Here is an 18,212-nt window from a genome sequence, read left to right as displayed (position 1 = left end):
TTCATATAATCAAAATAATAATTCCCTAATAAGGAAGGAGAAATTACCCAATGGCAAGAGAGTTCTCCTTAGAAAAAACTCGTAATATCGGGATCATGGCTCACATCGATGCCGGTAAAACGACGACTACAGAACGGATCTTGTTCTACACAGGCCGTATCCACAAAATTGGCGAAACTCACGAAGGTGCTTCGCAAATGGACTGGATGGAGCAGGAACAAGAACGCGGTATCACAATCACTTCTGCAGCAACAACTGCACAGTGGAAAGGTTACCGTGTAAACATCATCGATACACCGGGACACGTGGACTTCACAGTTGAAGTTGAACGTTCACTCCGTGTACTGGATGGTGCGGTTGCCGTACTTGATGCTCAATCAGGTGTTGAGCCTCAGACAGAAACTGTTTGGCGCCAGGCAACAACTTACGGAGTGCCGCGTGTTGTATTTGTCAACAAAATGGACAAAATCGGCGCAGACTTCCTTTACTCTGTAGGAACTTTAAGAGACCGTCTTCAAGCTAACGCTCACGCAATTCAATTGCCGATCGGTGCTGAAGACAACTTCGAAGGTATCATCGACTTAGTAGAAAACGTTGCGTATTTCTACGAAGATGACCTTGGAACTCGTTCAGATGCGAAAGAAATCCCTGAAGAGTACAAAGAACAAGCTGAAGAGCTTCGCAACAGCCTGATTGAAGCTGTAGCCGAGCTTGATGAAGAGCTTATGGAAAAGTACCTTGAAGGTGAAGAAATCACTATCCCTGAACTGAAAGCTGCAATTCGTAAAGGTACACTGAATGTTGAATTCTACCCTGTACTTGTTGGTTCTGCTTTCAAAAACAAAGGTGTTCAGCTTGTACTTGATGCTGTTCTTGACTACCTTCCTGCGCCAACTGATGTTGCTGCAATCAAAGGTGTACGTCCTGATACAGATGAAGAGATCGTTCGTCATTCTTCTGATGAAGAGCCATTCTCTGCACTTGCATTTAAAGTTATGACTGACCCTTATGTCGGTAAGCTGACGTTCTTCCGCGTATATTCCGGTACACTTGATTCCGGTTCATATGTAAAGAACTCTACAAAAGGCAAGCGTGAGCGCGTAGGACGTATCCTTCAAATGCACGCTAACAGCCGTGAAGAGATCTCTACTGTTTACGCTGGAGACATCGCAGCTGCTGTAGGTCTAAAAGATACTTCTACTGGAGATACTCTTTGTGATGAGAAGGATCTTGTAATCCTTGAATCCATGGAATTCCCAGAGCCAGTTATCGACGTAGCGATTGAGCCTAAATCAAAAGCTGACCAAGATAAAATGGGTATCGCTTTAGCAAAACTTGCTGAAGAGGATCCTACATTCCGCACACAAACAAACCCTGAAACGGGTCAAACAATCATCTCTGGTATGGGTGAGCTTCACCTTGATATCATTGTTGATCGTATGAAGCGTGAGTTCAAAGTTGAAGCTAACGTTGGTGCTCCTCAAGTTGCGTACCGTGAGACATTCCGTACCGGTGCAAAAGTTGAAGGTAAATTCGTACGTCAATCAGGCGGACGCGGTCAGTTCGGTCACGTTTGGATCGAATTTGAACCGAACGAAGAAGGCGCAGGCTTTGAATTCGAAAACGCAATCGTCGGTGGTGTTGTTCCTCGTGAATACATCCCAGCCGTACAAGCAGGTCTTGAAGACTCTCTTGAAAATGGTGTCCTAGCAGGATTCCCGCTAATCGACATCAAGGCGAAACTTTTTGATGGATCTTACCATGATGTTGACTCAAACGAAATGGCGTTTAAAGTCGCTGCTTCTATGGCATTGAAAAATGCAGTCAGCAAATGTAACCCAGTTCTTCTTGAACCAGTCATGAAAGTTGAAGTGGTTATTCCTGAAGAATACATGGGAGACATCATGGGCGATATTACTTCTCGCCGCGGACGCGTAGAAGGTATGGAAGCGCGCGGTAACGCTCAAGTTGTGCGTGCGATGGTACCTCTTGCTGAAATGTTCGGTTACGCTACTGCCCTTCGTTCTAACACGCAAGGTCGCGGTACGTTCACTATGTTCATGGATCACTACGAAGAAGTGCCGAAGAGCATTGCTGAAGAAATTATCAAAAAAAATAAAGGCGAATAATTGATTTTGCCACTTAACTCAAGTATAACTACTATTGTAAGATGAGGAAGTGAAAGCTTGCTTTCACTTTCTATCACTCTATACATCACTAATTAAAAGCTCTTAAGGAGGATTTTAGAATGGCTAAAGAAAAATTCGACCGTTCCAAATCACATGCCAATATCGGTACAATTGGACACGTTGACCATGGTAAAACAACATTAACTGCTGCTATCTCAACAGTACTTCATAAGAAATCTGGTAAAGGTACAGCTATGGCGTACGATCAAATTGATGGTGCTCCAGAAGAACGTGAGCGCGGTATCACAATCTCTACTGCACACGTTGAGTACGAAACTGACACTCGTCACTATGCACACGTTGACTGCCCAGGACACGCTGACTATGTTAAAAACATGATCACTGGTGCTGCGCAAATGGACGGAGCTATCCTTGTAGTATCTGCTGCTGATGGCCCAATGCCACAAACTCGTGAGCACATCCTTCTTTCTAAAAACGTTGGTGTACCATACATCGTTGTATTCCTTAACAAATGCGACATGGTAGACGACGAAGAGCTTCTTGAGCTTGTTGAAATGGAAGTTCGCGATCTTCTTAGCGAATACGACTTCCCTGGTGACGATGTACCAGTTGTTAAAGGTTCTGCTCTTAAAGCTCTTGAAGGCGACGCTGAGTACGAAGAAAAAATTCTTGAACTAATGGCTGCAGTTGACGAGTACATCCCAACTCCAGAACGCGACACTGAAAAACCATTCATGATGCCAGTTGAGGACGTATTCTCAATCACTGGTCGTGGTACAGTTGCTACTGGCCGTGTAGAACGCGGACAAGTTAAAGTCGGTGACGAAGTTGAAATCATCGGTCTTCAAGAAGAAAACAGCAAAACAACTGTTACAGGTGTTGAAATGTTCCGTAAGCTTCTTGATTACGCTGAAGCTGGAGACAACATCGGTGCACTTCTTCGCGGTGTAGCTCGTGAAGACATCCAACGTGGGCAAGTACTTGCTAAACCAGGTACAATCACTCCACACAGCAAATTCAAAGCTGAAGTTTACGTTCTTTCTAAAGAAGAGGGTGGACGTCATACTCCATTCTTCTCTAACTACCGTCCTCAGTTCTACTTCCGTACAACTGACGTAACTGGTATCATCAATCTTCCAGAAGGCGTAGAAATGGTTATGCCTGGAGATAACACTGAAATGATCGTTGAACTTATCTCTACAATCGCTATCGAAGAAGGAACTCGTTTCTCTATTCGTGAAGGCGGACGTACAGTTGGTTCAGGCGTTGTTTCTACAATCACTGAGTAATCGACTCGTTTATACATGCGGGGTCCCTTATGGGGCCTCGTTTTTTTTGTTTCCCGGCTGATTCAATGTATAATAGAGATTATACAAATTTTAGGAGCAGAGTGATGAATGATAACTTCAAGACAAACAAACGGATTTCAATGCTTCAGCAATTGCTGATTAACGACTGCGAACAGACCGTTATGATTAATGGCGACGACAGGAGTAATCCGCTGCTTCTGTTTTTGCACGGCGGCCCCGGCACCCCTCAAATCGGCTATGCGAGAAAATACCAAAAAAAGCTGGAAGAGCATTTCACTGTTGTGAACTGGGATCAGAGAGGGGCGGGACTCTCGTATTCAAAAGATATTCCAGAATCATCTATGACTTTGGATCAGCTGACGGCCGACACCATTCATTTGACCGAACGTTTATGTAAGCAATTCGGCAGGCAAAAAGTATATATCGCAGGCTATTCGTGGGGATCAGTTTTGGCGCTTCACGTTCTTCAAAAGAGATCTGATTTGTATTATGCGTATATCGGTATCAGTCAAGTGGTTAATATCCAAAAGGAGGAAGCAGAAGCTTACCGGCAGCTGACAGCATGGAGCAGGGAGCGTAAGCACCGCCTGCTGCAAAAGACGCTGGATTTTATCGGTGCACCTCCATGGGACGGACAGGTGCAGCGGTCTTTGTTTCTGCTTTGTATCGAGATGAAGGGAGGAGGCTTCACCCACAATCCGATCGGCGCTCTAAAAGCAGGCGGACGAATGCTGTTTGGGGAACCGTACGGTGTGAGAGGGAGCTTTTTGGCTGCGCGGGGACAAATGTTCAGCCTGAAACATCTGTGGGAGGATCTCATTTTCTTTGATGCCGGGAAATCAGTTTCTTCTATTGAAATACCATGCTGTTTTATGTCAGGCAAATTCGATTTGACGGTTCCGGGAACGACATCTTACGAATATTATCAGAAGGTTGAAGCGCCGTATAAAGAATGGCACTGGTTTGAAAACTCAGCCCATTCGCCTCACTTGGAGGAGCCTGACCGCTTTGCCGAAGTTGTCAGCCGATTCGCATCTTTCCATCTCTGAAAGAAAACAGGCATATCCTTGATTAATCAAGACATCACCTGTATAATAATCAAAGTGTGAAAACCACAAGGTTCTTCAAATAAACCTTGCAACATACGTCTATTTTCTGTATAATAGTGTATGTTGGTCTTTGACTGCGATGAAGTGAGAGGTTGCTGACACACCCGGCCGCTTTGCCATGGCAAGGTGATCAGGTTTTTCTCACGGAGAACTGTCTAACGTGATGTAGGCGAAAAGGAGGGAAAATAATGGCAAAACAAAAAATTCGTATTCGTTTAAAAGCATATGATCATAGAATCCTTGATCAATCTGCAGAGAAGATTGTTGAAACGGCAAAACGTTCTGGTGCCAGCGTATCTGGTCCGATTCCGTTGCCAACTGAAAAATCAGTTTACACAATCCTTCGTGCGGTGCACAAATACAAAGATTCTCGTGAGCAATTTGAAATGCGTACACATAAACGTTTAATCGACATTGTGAACCCAACACCACAAACTGTTGATGCTCTCATGCGATTAGACTTACCATCTGGTGTCGATATCGAAATCAAACTTTAATTCAAAAATATAGAATGATCTTAATAGGAGGTGTGACGAATGACCAAAGGAATCTTAGGAAGAAAAATTGGTATGACGCAAGTATTCGCAGAGAACGGTGATCTTATCCCGGTAACTGTTATTGAAGCAGCTCCAAACGTTGTTCTTCAAAAGAAAACAGCTGAAAACGATGGCTATGAAGCGATCCAGCTTGGTTTTGACGATAAGCGTGAAAAGCTTTCAAACAAACCGGAAAAAGGACACGTTGCAAAAGCGGAAACTGCTCCTAAGCGCTTCGTTAAAGAATTACGCGGCGTGGATATGGATGCGTATGAAATTGGTCAGGAAGTCAAGGTTGAAATTTTCTCTGCAGGAGAAATCGTAGATGTAACAGGAGTATCTAAAGGTAAAGGTTTCCAAGGTGCGATCAAGCGCCACGGACAATCTCGCGGACCTATGTCTCACGGTTCACGCTACCACCGTCGTCCTGGTTCAATGGGACCTGTAGATCCTAACCGTGTATTCAAAGGTAAACTATTACCTGGACGCATGGGCGGAGATCAAATCACTGTCCAAAACCTTGAAATCGTAAAAGTTGATGCTGAGCGCAATCTTCTTTTGATTAAAGGTAACGTACCTGGTGCGAGAAAAACTTTAATCACTGTAAAAAGTGCTGTTAAATCTAAATAAGTCTCTTAGGAAAGGAGGAAATTGATCATGCCAAAAGTAGCATTATACAACCAAAACGGTTCTACTGCTGGTGATATCGAATTAAACGCTTCTGTATTTGGAATTGAGCCAAATGAGAGCGTAGTATTCGACGCTATTCTTATGCAAAGAGCTTCCTTACGTCAAGGATCTCACAAAGTAAAAAATCGTTCTGAAGTACGCGGCGGAGGTCGCAAACCATGGCGTCAAAAAGGTACAGGTCGTGCCCGTCAAGGTTCAATCCGTTCACCGCAATGGCGCGGAGGTGGTGTCGTATTCGGCCCAACACCACGCAGCTATTCTTACAAATTACCTAAAAAAGTTCGCCGCTTGGCAATCAAATCAGTATTGTCTTCTAAAGTGAACGACAACAACATTATTGTTCTTGAAGATCTTACTCTTGATACGGTTAAAACAAAAGAAATGACAGCTATCCTTAAAGGATTGTCTGTTGAGAAAAAAGCTTTAATCGTAACTGCGGATGCAAACGAAGCAGTATCTCTTTCTGCACGCAACATCCCTGGAGTTACAGTTGTTCAAGCTAACGGAATCAACGTGTTAGACGTTGTCAACCACGAGAAGCTTCTGATTACAAAAGCTGCGGTTGAAAAAGTAGAGGAGGTGCTTGCATAATGAAAGATCCTCGTGATGTTCTTAAGCGCCCCGTCATTACTGAACGTTCTGCTGATTTAATGACTGAAAAGAAATATACTTTTGAAGTTGATGTAAGAGCTAATAAAACAGAAGTGAAAGATGCAGTTGAAAGTATCTTTGGAGTGAAAGTTGACAAAGTCAACATCATGAACTACAAAGGGAAATCAAAACGTGTCGGCCGCTATACTGGTATGACTAGCCGTCGCAGAAAAGCGATCGTAAAACTTACTGCAGACAGCAAAGAAATCGAAATTTTTGAAGCTTAATTATCTGTAAAAAGAAGGAGGGAAATTCAAAATGGCGATTAAAAAGTATAAACCGACCTCTAACGGACGTCGTGGCATGACAACTTCAGATTTTGCTGAAATCACGACTGACCAGCCGGAAAAATCCTTGCTTGCTCCCCTTCACAAAAAAGGCGGACGTAACAACCAAGGTAAATTGACTGTACGTCACCAAGGTGGCGGACACAAACGCCAATACCGTGTTATCGACTTCAAACGCGATAAAGATGGTATACCTGGACGCGTTGCTACAGTTGAATACGATCCAAACCGTTCAGCTAACATCGCACTAATCAACTATGTAGACGGAGAAAAACGTTACATTCTTGCACCAAAAGGAATTCAAGTAGGTACTGAAATCATGTCCGGCCCTGAAGCTGACATCAAAGTAGGTAACGCACTTCCGCTTATCAACATCCCTGTTGGTACTGTTGTGCATAACATTGAATTAAAACCTGGTAAAGGCGGACAGCTTGTACGTTCAGCTGGTACATCTGCTCAGGTTCTTGGTAAAGAAGGCAAATACGTTCTTGTACGTCTTAACTCTGGTGAAGTTCGCATGATCCTTTCTGCTTGCCGCGCTTCTATCGGTCAAGTAGGTAACGAGCAGCACGAACTTATCAACGTTGGTAAAGCAGGACGCTCTCGCTGGAAAGGCATCCGCCCTACAGTCCGCGGTTCTGTAATGAACCCTAACGATCACCCGCACGGTGGTGGTGAAGGTCGCGCGCCAATCGGACGTAAATCACCAATGTCTCCTTGGGGCAAACCGACTCTTGGATTCAAGACACGTAAGAAAAAGAACAAATCTGATAAATTTATCGTACGTCGTCGTAAAAATAAATAACGGGGTTGTCTACGGTTCATTTCGGACCGTAGTGCAATCACGAAGGGAGGTTCCAAAATGGCTCGCAGCTTGAAAAAAGGACCATTTGTCGATGGACACTTGATGACAAAAATCGAGAAATTAAATGAAACGGACAAGAAACAAGTTGTAAAAACTTGGTCTCGCCGTTCAACTATTTTCCCACAATTTATCGGTCACACAATCGCAGTATATGACGGACGTAAACACGTGCCTGTATTCATTTCTGAAGACATGGTAGGCCACAAGTTGGGCGAATTCGCACCGACTCGTACTTACAAAGGCCACGCCAGTGACGATAAAAAAACAAGACGCTAAGAGAGGAGGCTTTTAAATGCAAGCTAAAGCTGTTGCAAGAACAGTCCGTATTGCTCCTCGTAAAGCACGTCTAGTAATGGACCTGATTCGAGGTAAGCAAGTAGGCGAAGCAGTATCTATCTTGAACCTAACACCGAGAGCTGCTTCTCCAATCATCGAAAAAGTTTTAAAATCTGCTATCGCAAATGCTGAGCACAACTACGAGATGGACGCTAACAATCTGGTTATTTCTCAGGCATTTGTTGACGAAGGCCCAACGTTAAAAAGATTCCGCCCGCGTGCTATGGGACGTGCGAGCCAAATCAACAAACGTACGAGCCACATTACAATCGTTGTATCAGAAAAGAAGGAGGGATAAGTAGTGGGTCAAAAGGTAAATCCAGTCGGTCTTCGTATCGGAGTCATTCGTGATTGGGAATCTAAGTGGTACGCTGGTAAAGATTACGCTGACTTCCTGCACGAAGATTTAAAAATTCGTGAATTCATTAGCAAACGCCTTTCTGACGCTTCTGTTTCTAAAGTAGAAATCGAGCGCGCAGCAAACCGCGTTAACATTACGATCCACACTGCTAAGCCTGGTATGGTAATCGGTAAAGGCGGATCTGAAGTTGAAGCACTTCGTAAAGCCCTTAACAGCCTAACTGGCAAGCGTGTACACATTAACATTCTTGAAATCAAAAGAGCAGATCTTGATGCTCAGCTTGTAGCTGACAACATCGCTCGTCAACTAGAAAACCGTATTTCTTTCCGCCGTGCGCAGAAACAACAAATCCAACGCACTATGCGTGCTGGAGCACAAGGTGTGAAAACAATGGTTTCCGGCCGTCTTGGCGGAGCTGACATCGCTCGTTCTGAATACTACAGTGAAGGAACTGTTCCATTGCACACTTTACGTGCTGACATCGACTATGCAACATCTGAAGCTGACACAACTTACGGTAAGCTCGGTGTAAAAGTCTGGATCTATCGTGGAGAGGTTCTTCCTACTAAGAAGAAAACTGAGGAAGGAGGAAAATAATATGTTATTACCAAAACGCGTTAAATATCGCAGAGAGCATCGCGGAAAAATGCGCGGTCGCGCTAAAGGCGGTACTGAAGTACATTTTGGTGAGTACGGTATCCAGGCTCTTGAAGCTTCTTGGATCACGAACCGCCAAATCGAAGCTGCACGTATTGCGATGACTCGTTACATGAAACGTGGCGGTAAAGTTTGGATTAAAATTTTCCCTTCAAAACCTTACACTGCTAAACCGCTTGAGGTACGGATGGGTTCCGGTAAAGGGGCTCCTGAAGGCTGGGTAGCTGTTGTAAAACCTGGCAAAGTTTTATTTGAAATTTCTGGTGTGTCTGAAGAGGTAGCTCGTGAAGCGCTTCGTCTTGCATCTCACAAATTGCCAATTAAAACGAAGTTCGTAAAACGTGAAGAAATTGGTGGTGAATCAAATGAAAGCTAATGAAATTCGTGACCTTACCACTGCTGAAATTGAACAAAAAGTAAAGTCTCTTAAAGAAGAACTTTTCAATCTTCGCTTTCAATTAGCGACAGGACAACTTGAAAATACTGCTCGCATTCGTGAAGTGCGCAAAGCTATCGCGCGCATGAAAACTGTGATTCGTGAAAGAGAAATTGCTGCTAACAAATAATCACTGAGGGGAGGTCGTGAGCATGAGCGAACGTAACCAACGCAAGGTTTACCAAGGCCGTGTTGTTTCTGACAAAATGGATAAAACCATCACTGTTGTTGTTGAAACATACAAAAAGGATCCTATTTACGGTAAACGCGTAAAATACTCAAAGAAATTAAAAGCACATGATGAAAATAATCAAGCTAAAATCGGAGACATCGTGAAGATCATGGAAACTCGTCCATTATCTGCAACTAAACGTTTTCGTCTAGTAGAAGTTGTCGAAGAAGCTGTTATTATCTAATAAAGTTCGGAATTCTTTTTCCGAAGGGAGGTAACAAATAATGATTCAACAAGAGACTCGTTTAAAAGTTGCTGACAACTCCGGTGCGCGTGAGGTACTTACTATTAAAGTTCTTGGCGGTTCTGGACGTAAAACGGCTAACATTGGTGATGTAATTGTTTGCACGGTTAAACAAGCAACACCAGGAGGCGTTGTCAAAAAAGGTGAAGTCGTAAGAGCTGTTATCGTTCGCACAAAAAGCGGAGCACGCAGAACTGACGGATCATACATCAGCTTCGATGAGAATGCATGTGTTATCATCCGTGACGACAAGAGCCCGCGTGGAACTCGTATCTTCGGACCGGTTGCTCGTGAATTACGTGAAAACAACTTCATGAAAATTGTTTCTCTGGCTCCAGAAGTTATCTAATGAAATAAATGCCTTACTCAAGGAGGTGCGATCAGGATGCATGTGAAAAAAGGCGATAAAGTAATGGTTATCTCTGGTAAAGATAAAGGCAAACAAGGTACGATCCTTGCTGCTTTCCCTAAAAAGGACCGCGTTCTAGTTGAGGGCGTAAACATGGTGAAGAAACACTCTAAACCGACTCAAACAAACCCTCAAGGCGGTATTTCTAATCAAGAGGCGCCAATTCATGTATCAAACGTTATGCCGCTCGATCCTAAAACAGGTGAAGTGACTCGCGTAGGATACAAAGTGGAAGATGGCAAAAAAGTTCGTATTGCTAAAAAATCTGGGCAAGTTTTAGATAAATAGTAATTAAAGGAAGGGAGGTCTATCTCATGAACCGCCTTAAAGAAAAGTACAATAAAGAAATTTCACCTGCTTTAATGACGAAGTTCAACTACGACTCTGTTATGCAGGTGCCAAAAATCGAAAAAATCGTAATCAACATGGGTGTTGGTGATGCTGTTCAAAATGCGAAAGCAATCGACAGTGCTGTTGAAGAATTAACGTTTATCGCAGGTCAAAAACCTGTCGTTACTCGTGCGAAGAAATCAATTGCTGGATTCCGTCTTCGTGAGGGAATGCCTATCGGTGCGAAAGTAACTCTTCGCGGAGAGCGCATGTATGATTTCCTTGATAAACTTATTTCTGTATCTTTACCGCGTGTACGTGACTTCCGCGGGATTTCTAAGAAATCTTTCGACGGTCGCGGAAACTACACTCTTGGTATCAAAGAACAGTTAATCTTCCCTGAAATTGACTACGATAAAGTAACAAAGGTTCGCGGAATGGACATCGTTATCGTAACGACTGCTAACTCTGACGAAGAGGCTCGTGAGCTATTAACTCAAGTAGGTATGCCGTTCCAGAAATAATCAATGAAAGGGAGGCGAAATCGTGGCTAAAAAGTCAATGATTGCGAAACAACAACGTACACCAAAGTTTAAAGTGCAAGAGTACACTCGCTGTGAACGCTGCGGACGTCCGCACTCAGTCATTCGTAAATTTAAACTTTGCCGTATTTGTTTCCGTGAGCTTGCATATAAAGGACAAATTCCTGGCGTGAAAAAAGCCAGCTGGTAATCCCCAAGAATGGGAAGGAGGTAATTATATAATGGTTATGACAGATCCAATTGCAGATATGCTGACTCGTATTCGCAATGCAAACATGGTACGTCATGAGAAGCTTGAAATTCCTGCTTCTAAATTGAAAAGAGAAATTGCTGACATTTTAAAGCGTGAAGGTTTCATTCGTGACGTTGAGTTCGTAGAAGACAGCAAACAAGGTATCATCCGCGTTTTCTTGAAATACGGACAAAACAACGAGCGCGTTATCACTGGTCTTAAAAGAATCAGCAAACCAGGTTTGCGTGTATACGCTAAATCAAATGAAGTACCTCGCGTACTTAACGGTCTTGGAATTGCGATTATTTCTACATCACAAGGTGTTTTAACGGACAAAGAAGCCCGTGCAAAACAAGCTGGTGGAGAAGTTCTAGCATACGTTTGGTAAGAAGTTTAACAAGAATGGAGGTGTTTTAGTATGTCTCGTGTAGGTAAAAAACTGCTTGAGATCCCATCTGGAGTTACAGTAACGCTGAACGAAGGCAACACTGTAGCTGTAAAAGGACCAAAAGGAGAATTAACTCGTACTTTCCATCCTGATATGGAAATCAAAATTGAGGACAACGTGCTTACAGTCACTCGTCCTTCTGATCATAAAGAGCACCGTGCGTTGCATGGTACGACTCGCAGTCTGCTTGGAAACATGGTTGAAGGCGTATCTAAAGGATTTGAAAGAGGTTTGGAATTAGTCGGTGTCGGTTATCGTGCGGCTAAATCCGGTAACAAACTTGTTTTAAACGTTGGATACTCTCACCCTGTTGAGATGGTTCCTGAAGAGGGCATCGAAATCGAAGTTCCTTCTCAAACAAAAGTAGTTGTAAAAGGTACAGACAAAGAGCGTGTAGGAGCTACTGCTGCTAACATCCGCGCTGTACGTTCTCCAGAGCCTTACAAAGGTAAAGGAATCCGCTACGAAGGTGAAGTTGTTCGCCGTAAAGAAGGTAAATCTGCTAAGTAAGACCGCTTAAAGTGAAGAAAGGAGTGACCAAGGATGATTACGAAAACTAGCAAAAATGCTGCTCGTCAAAAAAGACATGCTCGTGTTCGTGCTAAACTTTCAGGCACAGCTGAAAGACCTCGTCTGAATGTGTTCCGTTCAAACAAACACATTTATGCTCAAATCATCGATGATGTAAATGGCGTTACACTTGTTAGTGCCTCTACTCTCGACAAAGATTTGAACGTGGAAAGCACTGGTGACAGCGCTGCTGCTGCTAAAGTCGGTGAACTCGTTGCGAAACGCGCTTCTGAGAAAGGTGTTTCTGACGTAGTATTTGACCGCGGCGGATACTTATACCATGGACGTGTAAAAGCTCTGGCCGATGCAGCTCGTGAAGCTGGACTGAAATTTTAATAAAAAAAGGAGGGACACATGATTATGCGTCGTATTGACCCAAGCAAATTAGAGTTAGAAGAACGCTTAGTTACGGTTAACCGCGTAGCGAAAGTTGTTAAAGGTGGTCGTCGTTTCCGTTTCGCAGCTCTAGTCGTTGTCGGTGACAAAAACGGTCACGTAGGTTTCGGTACTGGTAAAGCACAAGAAGTACCTGAAGCAATCCGCAAAGCTGTTGAAGATGCGAAAAAGAATTTGATTGAAGTACCAATGGTTGGAACTACGATTCCACACGAAATCATCGGACGTTTCGGTGCAGGCAATATCTTGTTGAAACCTGCTTCTGAAGGTACTGGAGTTATCGCTGGAGGCCCTGTACGTGCGGTACTTGAGCTTGCTGGCGTTGCTGATATCCTTTCTAAGTCTTTAGGTTCTAACACACCGATCAACATGATCCGTGCAACACTTCAAGGTTTAAGTGAGCTTAAACGTGCCGAAGATGTTGCGAAGCTTCGTGGAAAATCTGTAGAAGAACTGTTAGGATAAGGAGGGAACATTAATGGCTAAATTAGAAATTACCCTCAAACGCAGTGTAATCGGTCGCCCGGAAGATCAGCGCGTTACTGTCAGAACACTTGGTTTAAAGAAAACGAACCAAACTGTCGTTCATGAAGATAACGCTGCGATCCGCGGTATGATTAATAAAGTATCTCATCTAGTTTCTGTTAAAGAACAATAAAAATAAATTATAGGCTAAGGAGGTGTCCTAATGAAACTTCATGAATTAAAGCCTTCAGAAGGTTCACGCAAAGTGCGCAATCGCGTAGGTCGTGGTATTGGTTCTGGTAACGGTAAAACAGCTGGTAAAGGTCACAAAGGTCAAAACGCTCGTTCCGGCGGCGGTGTGCGCCCTGGATTCGAGGGGGGACAAATGCCTTTATTCCAACGTCTTCCTAAGCGTGGTTTTACAAACATCAACCGTAAGGAATACGCTATTGTGAACGTAGACAAATTGAACGGTTTTGCGGAAGGAACGGAAGTCACTCCTGAACTTCTTCTTGAGACTGGTGTTATTAGCAAACTAAATGCAGGAGTAAAGATTCTTGGCAACGGTAAATTAGAGAAAAAATTAACTGTAAAAGCCAATAAATTCTCTGCTTCTGCGAAAGAAGCTGTTGAAGCTGCTGGCGGTACAGCTGAGGTGATCTAACTTGTTTAAGACAATCTCCAACTTTATGCGTGTGAGTGATATTCGGAATAAAATCATTTTCACATTACTCATGCTTATCGTCTTTCGCATAGGTGCGTTTATCCCTGTGCCATATGTTAATGCTCAGGCGTTACAGACACAAAGTTCGATGGGGGTTTTTGATCTCCTTAATACATTTGGCGGCGGTGCGCTTTATCAGTTCTCCATCTTTGCGATGGGAATTACGCCTTACATCACTGCTTCGATCATCATTCAGCTGCTTCAGATGGATGTTGTGCCGAAGTTTACCGAGTGGTCTAAGCAAGGTGAAGTCGGCCGCCGTAAATTAGCTCAGTTCACGAGATATTCTACGATTGTGCTTGGTTTTATCCAGGCATTAGGTATGTCTTATGGATTTAACAACCTGGCAAACGGTATGCTGATTGAGAAATCCGGTATATCGACATATCTGATTATTGCTTTAGTACTCACTGGAGGAACTGCTTTTTTAATGTGGCTGGGAGAACAAATTACTTCCAATGGAGTAGGAAACGGAATTTCGATCATCATCTTCGCGGGGATTGTGGCTAGTATTCCGAAAACTGTTGGGCAGATTTATGAGACTCAATTTGTCGGCAGCAGCGATCAGCTGTTTATTCATATTGTGAAAATCGCCTTACTGGTGATTGCGATTTTGGCCGTAATTGTTGGTGTTATTTTCATTCAGCAGGCCGTACGCAAAATCGCGATTCAATATGCAAAAGGGCAAGGTCGTTCACCTGCTGGCGGAGGCCAGTCAACTCACCTTCCGCTTAAAGTGAATCCGGCAGGGGTTATTCCGGTAATCTTTGCGGTTGCGTTTCTTATAACGCCGCGTACTATCGCGTCATTTTTCGGAACAAACGATGTGACAAAGTGGATTCAAGCCAACTTTGACAATACACATCCGGTGGGCATGACGGTTTATGTCGCATTAATTATCGCCTTTACGTACTTCTATGCTTTTGTGCAGGTAAACCCTGAACAAATGGCAGATAACCTTAAAAAACAGGGTGGCTATATCCCGGGGGTTCGTCCAGGGAAAATGACTCAAGATAGAATTACGAGCATTTTGTATCGACTTACGTTTGTGGGTTCTATATTCTTAGCCGTGATTTCCATTCTTCCTATCTTTTTCATTCAATTCGCTGGATTGCCTCAAAGTGCACAGATTGGCGGAACATCTTTGTTAATTGTCGTGGGGGTAGCCTTGGAGACAATGAAGCAGCTGGAGAGCCAGTTAGTGAAACGTAATTACCGAGGATTTATGAAAAGTTAGAGGACTGGTTTTAACCATTCCTCTAAATAAGAGAGGACGGGGGAAATCCGAATGAACTTAGTCTTAATGGGACTTCCTGGAGCCGGTAAAGGCACACAGGGAGAACGAATTGTTGAGGATTATGGGATACCTCATATCTCAACGGGAGATATGTTCCGTGCTGCTATGAAAGAAGAAACACCACTCGGACTCGAAGCAAAGTCTTATATCGATAAAGGCGAGCTCGTACCGGACGAAGTCACAATCGGCATTGTCAAAGAAAGACTTGGCAAAGATGATTGTGAAAGAGGTTTTCTTCTGGACGGATTTCCGCGAACAGTCGCTCAGGCTGAAGCTCTTGAAAACATTCTTGAGGAATACGGCAAGCCGATTGATTATGTCATCAACATTAAAGTAGACAAAGACTCTTTAATGGAACGTTTGACTGGACGCAGAATTTGCAGTGTTTGCGGCACAACCTATCATTTGGTTTTCAATCCGCCGAAAACGCCGGGTGTTTGTGATAAAGACGGAGGAGACCTTTATCAACGGGCAGATGATAATGAGGAAACCGTCTCAAAACGGCTTGAGGTGAACATGAAGCAGACTCAGCCTTTACTCGATTTTTATTCCGGGAAAGGATATCTTGTCAACGTCAATGGCCAGCAGGACATTAATGACGTGTACAATGATGTGAAAGAGCTTCTTGGAGGATTGAGCAAATGATTATCTGTAAGACCCCTCGTGAGCTTAGCATCATGCGGGAAGCAGGGCGAATCGTGGCTTTGACTCATGAAGAGATGAAAAAGCACATTAAACCAGGAATCTCGACAAAAGAATTGGATCAAATTGCCGAACGTTTTATTGAGAAGCAGGGTGCAATCCCATCTTTTAAGGGGTATAATGGGTTTCGCGGGAGCATTTGTGTATCAGTTAATGAAGAACTCGTTCACGGAATTCCCGGTAAAAGGGTTTTGCGTGACGGTGACATTATCAGCATTGATATCGGTGCTAAATTAAATGGTTATCATGGTGACTCTGCTTGGACATATCCGGTAGGAAACATCAGTGATGATGATAAACGACTGCTGGAAGTGACAGAGGAGTCTTTATATAAAGGCTTGAAGGAAGCAAAACCAGGTGAACGTTTGTCGAATATTTCCCACGCCATACAAACGTATGTCGAAAATGAGCAGTTTTCAGTTGTTAGGGAGTATGTCGGACATGGTGTTGGTCAAGACTTGCATGAGGATCCGCAAATTCCTCATTACGGTCCGCCAAACAAAGGACCTAGGCTGAAGCCTGGTATGGTTCTCGCTATAGAACCGATGGTTAACGCTGGCAGCCGGTATGTGAAAACATTGGCTGATAACTGGACGGTTGTAACGGTAGATGGGAAAAAGTGTGCTCATTTTGAACATACGATTGCGATTACGGAAACGGGTTTTGATATACTGACAAAAGTCTAGATGATGCAATGAATTCCGTGACACATGTTTTTCATTCCGCACCTGGGCAGATTTTAGGTTTACAATTGGTCGGAGGAAAAACCGGCTAGCTGCTGTTATCGGAATGACGATTCATCATCATGTACTAAAGCAGACGGAGAAAAGCGTACATTTCATTCTCCTTAGAAAAAGAATATCAATCATTCACCCTTTATGATTGCGTATCTCCGGAAGTTCAGAACAGTATAAACGAAACAGGGCGTGTGACAAACGGATAACTGAGATTTTCTCTTTTGAAATTTGTCAGAGAGCAAGTTACTGATTTGAAGAAGGGAGAACACTTGAATGGCGAAAGACGATGTAATTGAAGTGGAAGGTACGATAGTCGAAACTCTGCCAAACGCGATGTTCAAAGTTGAACTCGAAAATGGCCATACGGTTTTGGCTCACGTATCTGGTAAAATCCGCATGCACTTCATTCGCATTTTACCTGGAGACAAAGTTACGGTAGAATTATCTCCATATGACTTAACTCGTGGCAGGATTACGTACCGTTACAAATAAAGCACTCCGGAAACTGAAGGAGGTTGGAAACACATGAAAGTGAGACCATCAGTTAAACCAATCTGCGAGAAATGTAAAGTTATTCGCAGAAAAGGAAAAGTAATGGTGATCTGTGAAAATCCAAAGCATAAGCAAAAACAAGGATAATTAATAAGGAGGTGCCCAGAGAATGGCTCGTATTGCTGGTGTAGATATCCCACGTGACAAACGTGTTGTTATTTCTTTAACATATGTCTTCGGAATTGGCCGCACAACGGCTCAGCAAGTCTTGAAAGAGGCTGGTGTTTCTGAAGATACTCGTGTGCGTGATCTTACTGAAGAAGAACTTGGTAAAATCCGTGATGTTATTGACAAACTGAAAGTAGAAGGTGACCTTCGCCGTGAAGTTTCTCTTAACATCAAGCGTCTGATCGAAATCGGAAGCTACCGCGGAATCCGCCATCGCAGAGGTTTGCCTGTTCGCGGACAAAACTCTAAAAACAATGCGCGTACTCGTAAAGGTCCGCGTCGTACTGTAGCTAACAAGAAAAAATAAGTAAGTAAGGGAGGTACCTAAACAATGGCTGCTGCTCGTAAACAAAACACGCGTAAACGTCGCGTGAAAAAGAATATTGAGTCAGGAATCGCTCATATTCGTTCAACTTTCAATAACACGATCGTTACGATCACTGATACTCATGGTAATGCTATTTCTTGGTCAAGTGCCGGAGCTCTAGGATTCAGAGGTTCTCGTAAATCTACTCCTTTTGCTGCGCAAATGGCTGCTGAAACAGCTGCTAAAGGTTCAATCGAACACGGACTTAAAACTCTTGAAGTAACTGTTAAAGGACCAGGTTCTGGCCGTGAAGCTGCAATCCGTGCTTTACAAGCTGCCGGACTTGAAGTTACAGCTATCAGAGACGTAACTCCTGTTCCTCATAATGGATGCCGTCCACCAAAACGTCGCCGCGTGTAATTTGTTTGTATAGATTTTGTGTCCCTGTCAATAATGGGTTATGATACAG

General features: G+C 43.5%; 31 protein-coding genes and 1 pseudogene. All 32 read left to right on the top strand.

Features of this window, described 5'->3' with window-relative positions; genetic code table 11:
• Positions 1–50: 50 nt before the first annotated feature.
• Positions 51–2,129 carry an elongation factor G gene (fusA, locus tag AUL54_RS10050; protein WP_060963747.1) on the top strand — a complete coding sequence of 693 codons (2,079 nt, stop codon included), beginning with the start codon at positions 51–53 and terminating at the stop codon, positions 2,127–2,129.
• Between the two features lie 119 nt (positions 2,130–2,248).
• The gene (gene tuf / locus AUL54_RS10045; protein WP_003156451.1) at positions 2,249–3,439 is read left to right on the top strand and encodes an elongation factor Tu; all 1,191 of its coding nucleotides are present in this window, start codon (positions 2,249–2,251) and stop codon (positions 3,437–3,439) included.
• 104 nt (positions 3,440–3,543) lie between these two features.
• On the top strand, positions 3,544–4,509 hold the full coding sequence (locus AUL54_RS10040; RefSeq protein ID WP_060963746.1) for an alpha/beta fold hydrolase: 966 nt from the start codon (positions 3,544–3,546) through the stop codon (positions 4,507–4,509).
• A 248-nt stretch (positions 4,510–4,757) separates the two neighbouring features.
• Positions 4,758–5,066 (top strand): 30S ribosomal protein S10, encoded by a 309-nt coding sequence (gene rpsJ / locus AUL54_RS10035; protein ID WP_003156464.1) that lies wholly within the window; start codon positions 4,758–4,760, stop codon positions 5,064–5,066.
• A 39-nt stretch (positions 5,067–5,105) separates the two neighbouring features.
• Positions 5,106–5,735: a 50S ribosomal protein L3 gene (gene rplC / locus AUL54_RS10030; RefSeq protein ID WP_007410402.1), complete on the top strand. Its 630-nt coding sequence runs from the start codon at positions 5,106–5,108 to the stop codon at positions 5,733–5,735.
• 27 nt (positions 5,736–5,762) lie between these two features.
• Complete coding sequence (rplD, locus tag AUL54_RS10025; RefSeq protein ID WP_016935901.1) at positions 5,763–6,386, top strand: 50S ribosomal protein L4; 624 nt, start codon at positions 5,763–5,765, stop codon at positions 6,384–6,386.
• Positions 6,386–6,673, top strand: a complete 288-nt coding sequence (gene rplW, locus AUL54_RS10020; RefSeq protein WP_003156467.1) for a 50S ribosomal protein L23 — start codon at positions 6,386–6,388, stop codon at positions 6,671–6,673. Before rplD ends, rplW begins: the two co-directional genes overlap by 1 nt.
• A gap of 31 nt (positions 6,674–6,704) precedes the next feature.
• Complete coding sequence (gene rplB / locus AUL54_RS10015) at positions 6,705–7,538, top strand: 50S ribosomal protein L2 (protein ID WP_003156470.1); 834 nt, start codon at positions 6,705–6,707, stop codon at positions 7,536–7,538.
• Between the two features lie 57 nt (positions 7,539–7,595).
• Positions 7,596–7,874, top strand: a complete 279-nt coding sequence (gene rpsS / locus AUL54_RS10010; protein ID WP_003156472.1) for a 30S ribosomal protein S19 — start codon at positions 7,596–7,598, stop codon at positions 7,872–7,874.
• A 16-nt stretch (positions 7,875–7,890) separates the two neighbouring features.
• A complete protein-coding gene (rplV, locus tag AUL54_RS10005; protein ID WP_003156475.1) occupies positions 7,891–8,232 on the top strand; it encodes a 50S ribosomal protein L22 in 342 nt (113 codons plus the stop codon).
• Between the two features lie 3 nt (positions 8,233–8,235).
• Positions 8,236–8,892, top strand: a complete 657-nt coding sequence (rpsC, locus tag AUL54_RS10000) for a 30S ribosomal protein S3 (protein WP_003156476.1) — start codon at positions 8,236–8,238, stop codon at positions 8,890–8,892.
• Between the two features lies 1 nt (position 8,893).
• Entirely contained in the window at positions 8,894–9,328 is a 435-nt protein-coding gene (gene rplP, locus AUL54_RS09995; protein WP_003156478.1) for a 50S ribosomal protein L16, read from the top strand.
• Positions 9,318–9,518 carry a 50S ribosomal protein L29 gene (gene rpmC, locus AUL54_RS09990; protein ID WP_003156482.1) on the top strand — a complete coding sequence of 67 codons (201 nt, stop codon included), beginning with the start codon at positions 9,318–9,320 and terminating at the stop codon, positions 9,516–9,518. Before rplP ends, rpmC begins: the two co-directional genes overlap by 11 nt.
• A 22-nt stretch (positions 9,519–9,540) precedes the next feature.
• Positions 9,541–9,804, top strand: a complete 264-nt coding sequence (rpsQ, locus tag AUL54_RS09985; protein WP_016935900.1) for a 30S ribosomal protein S17 — start codon at positions 9,541–9,543, stop codon at positions 9,802–9,804.
• A 40-nt stretch (positions 9,805–9,844) separates the two neighbouring features.
• The gene (gene rplN / locus AUL54_RS09980) at positions 9,845–10,213 is read left to right on the top strand and encodes a 50S ribosomal protein L14 (RefSeq protein ID WP_007410404.1); all 369 of its coding nucleotides are present in this window, start codon (positions 9,845–9,847) and stop codon (positions 10,211–10,213) included.
• A 36-nt stretch (positions 10,214–10,249) separates the two neighbouring features.
• Positions 10,250–10,561 carry a 50S ribosomal protein L24 gene (rplX, locus tag AUL54_RS09975; RefSeq protein ID WP_014469620.1) on the top strand — a complete coding sequence of 104 codons (312 nt, stop codon included), beginning with the start codon at positions 10,250–10,252 and terminating at the stop codon, positions 10,559–10,561.
• A gap of 26 nt (positions 10,562–10,587) precedes the next feature.
• The gene (gene rplE, locus AUL54_RS09970) at positions 10,588–11,127 is read left to right on the top strand and encodes a 50S ribosomal protein L5 (protein ID WP_003156487.1); all 540 of its coding nucleotides are present in this window, start codon (positions 10,588–10,590) and stop codon (positions 11,125–11,127) included.
• Between the two features lie 22 nt (positions 11,128–11,149).
• A complete protein-coding gene (gene rpsN / locus AUL54_RS20695; protein ID WP_003156488.1) occupies positions 11,150–11,335 on the top strand; it encodes a 30S ribosomal protein S14 in 186 nt (61 codons plus the stop codon).
• A gap of 31 nt (positions 11,336–11,366) precedes the next feature.
• Entirely contained in the window at positions 11,367–11,765 is a 399-nt protein-coding gene (gene rpsH, locus AUL54_RS09965) for a 30S ribosomal protein S8 (RefSeq protein WP_003156489.1), read from the top strand.
• 30 nt (positions 11,766–11,795) lie between these two features.
• Positions 11,796–12,335, top strand: a complete 540-nt coding sequence (rplF, locus tag AUL54_RS09960; RefSeq protein ID WP_060963745.1) for a 50S ribosomal protein L6 — start codon at positions 11,796–11,798, stop codon at positions 12,333–12,335.
• Between the two features lie 33 nt (positions 12,336–12,368).
• Entirely contained in the window at positions 12,369–12,731 is a 363-nt protein-coding gene (gene rplR, locus AUL54_RS09955; RefSeq protein ID WP_013350816.1) for a 50S ribosomal protein L18, read from the top strand.
• 24 nt (positions 12,732–12,755) lie between these two features.
• Positions 12,756–13,256 carry a 30S ribosomal protein S5 gene (gene rpsE, locus AUL54_RS09950; protein WP_003328273.1) on the top strand — a complete coding sequence of 167 codons (501 nt, stop codon included), beginning with the start codon at positions 12,756–12,758 and terminating at the stop codon, positions 13,254–13,256.
• Between the two features lie 13 nt (positions 13,257–13,269).
• Positions 13,270–13,449 carry a 50S ribosomal protein L30 gene (gene rpmD, locus AUL54_RS09945; RefSeq protein ID WP_003156497.1) on the top strand — a complete coding sequence of 60 codons (180 nt, stop codon included), beginning with the start codon at positions 13,270–13,272 and terminating at the stop codon, positions 13,447–13,449.
• Between the two features lie 30 nt (positions 13,450–13,479).
• The gene (gene rplO, locus AUL54_RS09940) at positions 13,480–13,920 is read left to right on the top strand and encodes a 50S ribosomal protein L15 (protein WP_003156499.1); all 441 of its coding nucleotides are present in this window, start codon (positions 13,480–13,482) and stop codon (positions 13,918–13,920) included.
• A 1-nt stretch (position 13,921) separates the two neighbouring features.
• Positions 13,922–15,217, top strand: coding sequence for a preprotein translocase subunit SecY (secY, locus tag AUL54_RS09935; RefSeq protein WP_060963744.1), 1,296 nt, complete (start codon positions 13,922–13,924; stop codon positions 15,215–15,217).
• A gap of 51 nt (positions 15,218–15,268) precedes the next feature.
• The gene (locus AUL54_RS09930) at positions 15,269–15,922 is read left to right on the top strand and encodes an adenylate kinase (protein ID WP_060963743.1); all 654 of its coding nucleotides are present in this window, start codon (positions 15,269–15,271) and stop codon (positions 15,920–15,922) included.
• The gene (gene map / locus AUL54_RS09925; RefSeq protein ID WP_003156505.1) at positions 15,919–16,665 is read left to right on the top strand and encodes a type I methionyl aminopeptidase; all 747 of its coding nucleotides are present in this window, start codon (positions 15,919–15,921) and stop codon (positions 16,663–16,665) included. The genes AUL54_RS09930 and map overlap by 4 nt, the downstream gene beginning before the upstream one ends.
• A gap of 64 nt (positions 16,666–16,729) precedes the next feature.
• Positions 16,730–17,012 (top strand): annotated as a pseudogene (locus tag AUL54_RS21720) (KOW domain-containing RNA-binding protein).
• Positions 16,990–17,208, top strand: coding sequence for a translation initiation factor IF-1 (gene infA / locus AUL54_RS09920; protein WP_003156508.1), 219 nt, complete (start codon positions 16,990–16,992; stop codon positions 17,206–17,208). Before AUL54_RS21720 ends, infA begins: the two are co-directional and overlap by 23 nt.
• A 33-nt stretch (positions 17,209–17,241) precedes the next feature.
• On the top strand, positions 17,242–17,355 hold the full coding sequence (gene rpmJ / locus AUL54_RS09915; protein WP_003156543.1) for a 50S ribosomal protein L36: 114 nt from the start codon (positions 17,242–17,244) through the stop codon (positions 17,353–17,355).
• Positions 17,356–17,377: 22 nt separating this feature from the next.
• On the top strand, positions 17,378–17,743 hold the full coding sequence (gene rpsM, locus AUL54_RS09910) for a 30S ribosomal protein S13 (RefSeq protein WP_003156545.1): 366 nt from the start codon (positions 17,378–17,380) through the stop codon (positions 17,741–17,743).
• Positions 17,744–17,767: 24 nt separating this feature from the next.
• Positions 17,768–18,163 (top strand): 30S ribosomal protein S11, encoded by a 396-nt coding sequence (gene rpsK, locus AUL54_RS09905; protein WP_003156547.1) that lies wholly within the window; start codon positions 17,768–17,770, stop codon positions 18,161–18,163.
• The last annotated feature ends 49 nt before the right edge of the window (positions 18,164–18,212 follow it).

Source organism: Bacillus sp. SDLI1, assembly GCF_001553895.1.
GTDB lineage: Bacteria > Bacillota > Bacilli > Bacillales > Bacillaceae > Bacillus > Bacillus siamensis.
Note: the sequence above shows the minus strand (reverse complement) of the source record. Positions and strands in the feature narration are given on the sequence as shown.

Coding starts and splice junctions, on each gene's coding strand:
- rpsE (WP_003328273.1), top strand. CDS start 12,756: ATGCGTCGTATTGACCCAAGCAAATTAGAGTTAGAAGAACGCTTAGTT.
- map (WP_003156505.1), top strand. CDS start 15,919: ATGATTATCTGTAAGACCCCTCGTGAGCTTAGCATCATGCGGGAAGCA.
- rplX (WP_014469620.1), top strand. CDS start 10,250: ATGCATGTGAAAAAAGGCGATAAAGTAATGGTTATCTCTGGTAAAGAT.
- rplN (WP_007410404.1), top strand. CDS start 9,845: ATGATTCAACAAGAGACTCGTTTAAAAGTTGCTGACAACTCCGGTGCG.
- rplB (WP_003156470.1), top strand. CDS start 6,705: ATGGCGATTAAAAAGTATAAACCGACCTCTAACGGACGTCGTGGCATG.
- rpsM (WP_003156545.1), top strand. CDS start 17,378: ATGGCTCGTATTGCTGGTGTAGATATCCCACGTGACAAACGTGTTGTT.
- rpsK (WP_003156547.1), top strand. CDS start 17,768: ATGGCTGCTGCTCGTAAACAAAACACGCGTAAACGTCGCGTGAAAAAG.
- rpsQ (WP_016935900.1), top strand. CDS start 9,541: ATGAGCGAACGTAACCAACGCAAGGTTTACCAAGGCCGTGTTGTTTCT.
- tuf (WP_003156451.1), top strand. CDS start 2,249: ATGGCTAAAGAAAAATTCGACCGTTCCAAATCACATGCCAATATCGGT.
- AUL54_RS10040 (WP_060963746.1), top strand. CDS start 3,544: ATGAATGATAACTTCAAGACAAACAAACGGATTTCAATGCTTCAGCAA.
- rplC (WP_007410402.1), top strand. CDS start 5,106: ATGACCAAAGGAATCTTAGGAAGAAAAATTGGTATGACGCAAGTATTC.
- rplV (WP_003156475.1), top strand. CDS start 7,891: ATGCAAGCTAAAGCTGTTGCAAGAACAGTCCGTATTGCTCCTCGTAAA.
- rplF (WP_060963745.1), top strand. CDS start 11,796: ATGTCTCGTGTAGGTAAAAAACTGCTTGAGATCCCATCTGGAGTTACA.
- rpsJ (WP_003156464.1), top strand. CDS start 4,758: ATGGCAAAACAAAAAATTCGTATTCGTTTAAAAGCATATGATCATAGA.
- rpsH (WP_003156489.1), top strand. CDS start 11,367: ATGGTTATGACAGATCCAATTGCAGATATGCTGACTCGTATTCGCAAT.
- rplO (WP_003156499.1), top strand. CDS start 13,480: ATGAAACTTCATGAATTAAAGCCTTCAGAAGGTTCACGCAAAGTGCGC.
- rplP (WP_003156478.1), top strand. CDS start 8,894: ATGTTATTACCAAAACGCGTTAAATATCGCAGAGAGCATCGCGGAAAA.
- rpmD (WP_003156497.1), top strand. CDS start 13,270: ATGGCTAAATTAGAAATTACCCTCAAACGCAGTGTAATCGGTCGCCCG.
- AUL54_RS09930 (WP_060963743.1), top strand. CDS start 15,269: ATGAACTTAGTCTTAATGGGACTTCCTGGAGCCGGTAAAGGCACACAG.
- rplR (WP_013350816.1), top strand. CDS start 12,369: ATGATTACGAAAACTAGCAAAAATGCTGCTCGTCAAAAAAGACATGCT.
- rpmC (WP_003156482.1), top strand. CDS start 9,318: ATGAAAGCTAATGAAATTCGTGACCTTACCACTGCTGAAATTGAACAA.
- rpmJ (WP_003156543.1), top strand. CDS start 17,242: ATGAAAGTGAGACCATCAGTTAAACCAATCTGCGAGAAATGTAAAGTT.
- rplD (WP_016935901.1), top strand. CDS start 5,763: ATGCCAAAAGTAGCATTATACAACCAAAACGGTTCTACTGCTGGTGAT.
- fusA (WP_060963747.1), top strand. CDS start 51: ATGGCAAGAGAGTTCTCCTTAGAAAAAACTCGTAATATCGGGATCATG.
- infA (WP_003156508.1), top strand. CDS start 16,990: ATGGCGAAAGACGATGTAATTGAAGTGGAAGGTACGATAGTCGAAACT.
- rpsS (WP_003156472.1), top strand. CDS start 7,596: ATGGCTCGCAGCTTGAAAAAAGGACCATTTGTCGATGGACACTTGATG.
- rplE (WP_003156487.1), top strand. CDS start 10,588: ATGAACCGCCTTAAAGAAAAGTACAATAAAGAAATTTCACCTGCTTTA.
- rplW (WP_003156467.1), top strand. CDS start 6,386: ATGAAAGATCCTCGTGATGTTCTTAAGCGCCCCGTCATTACTGAACGT.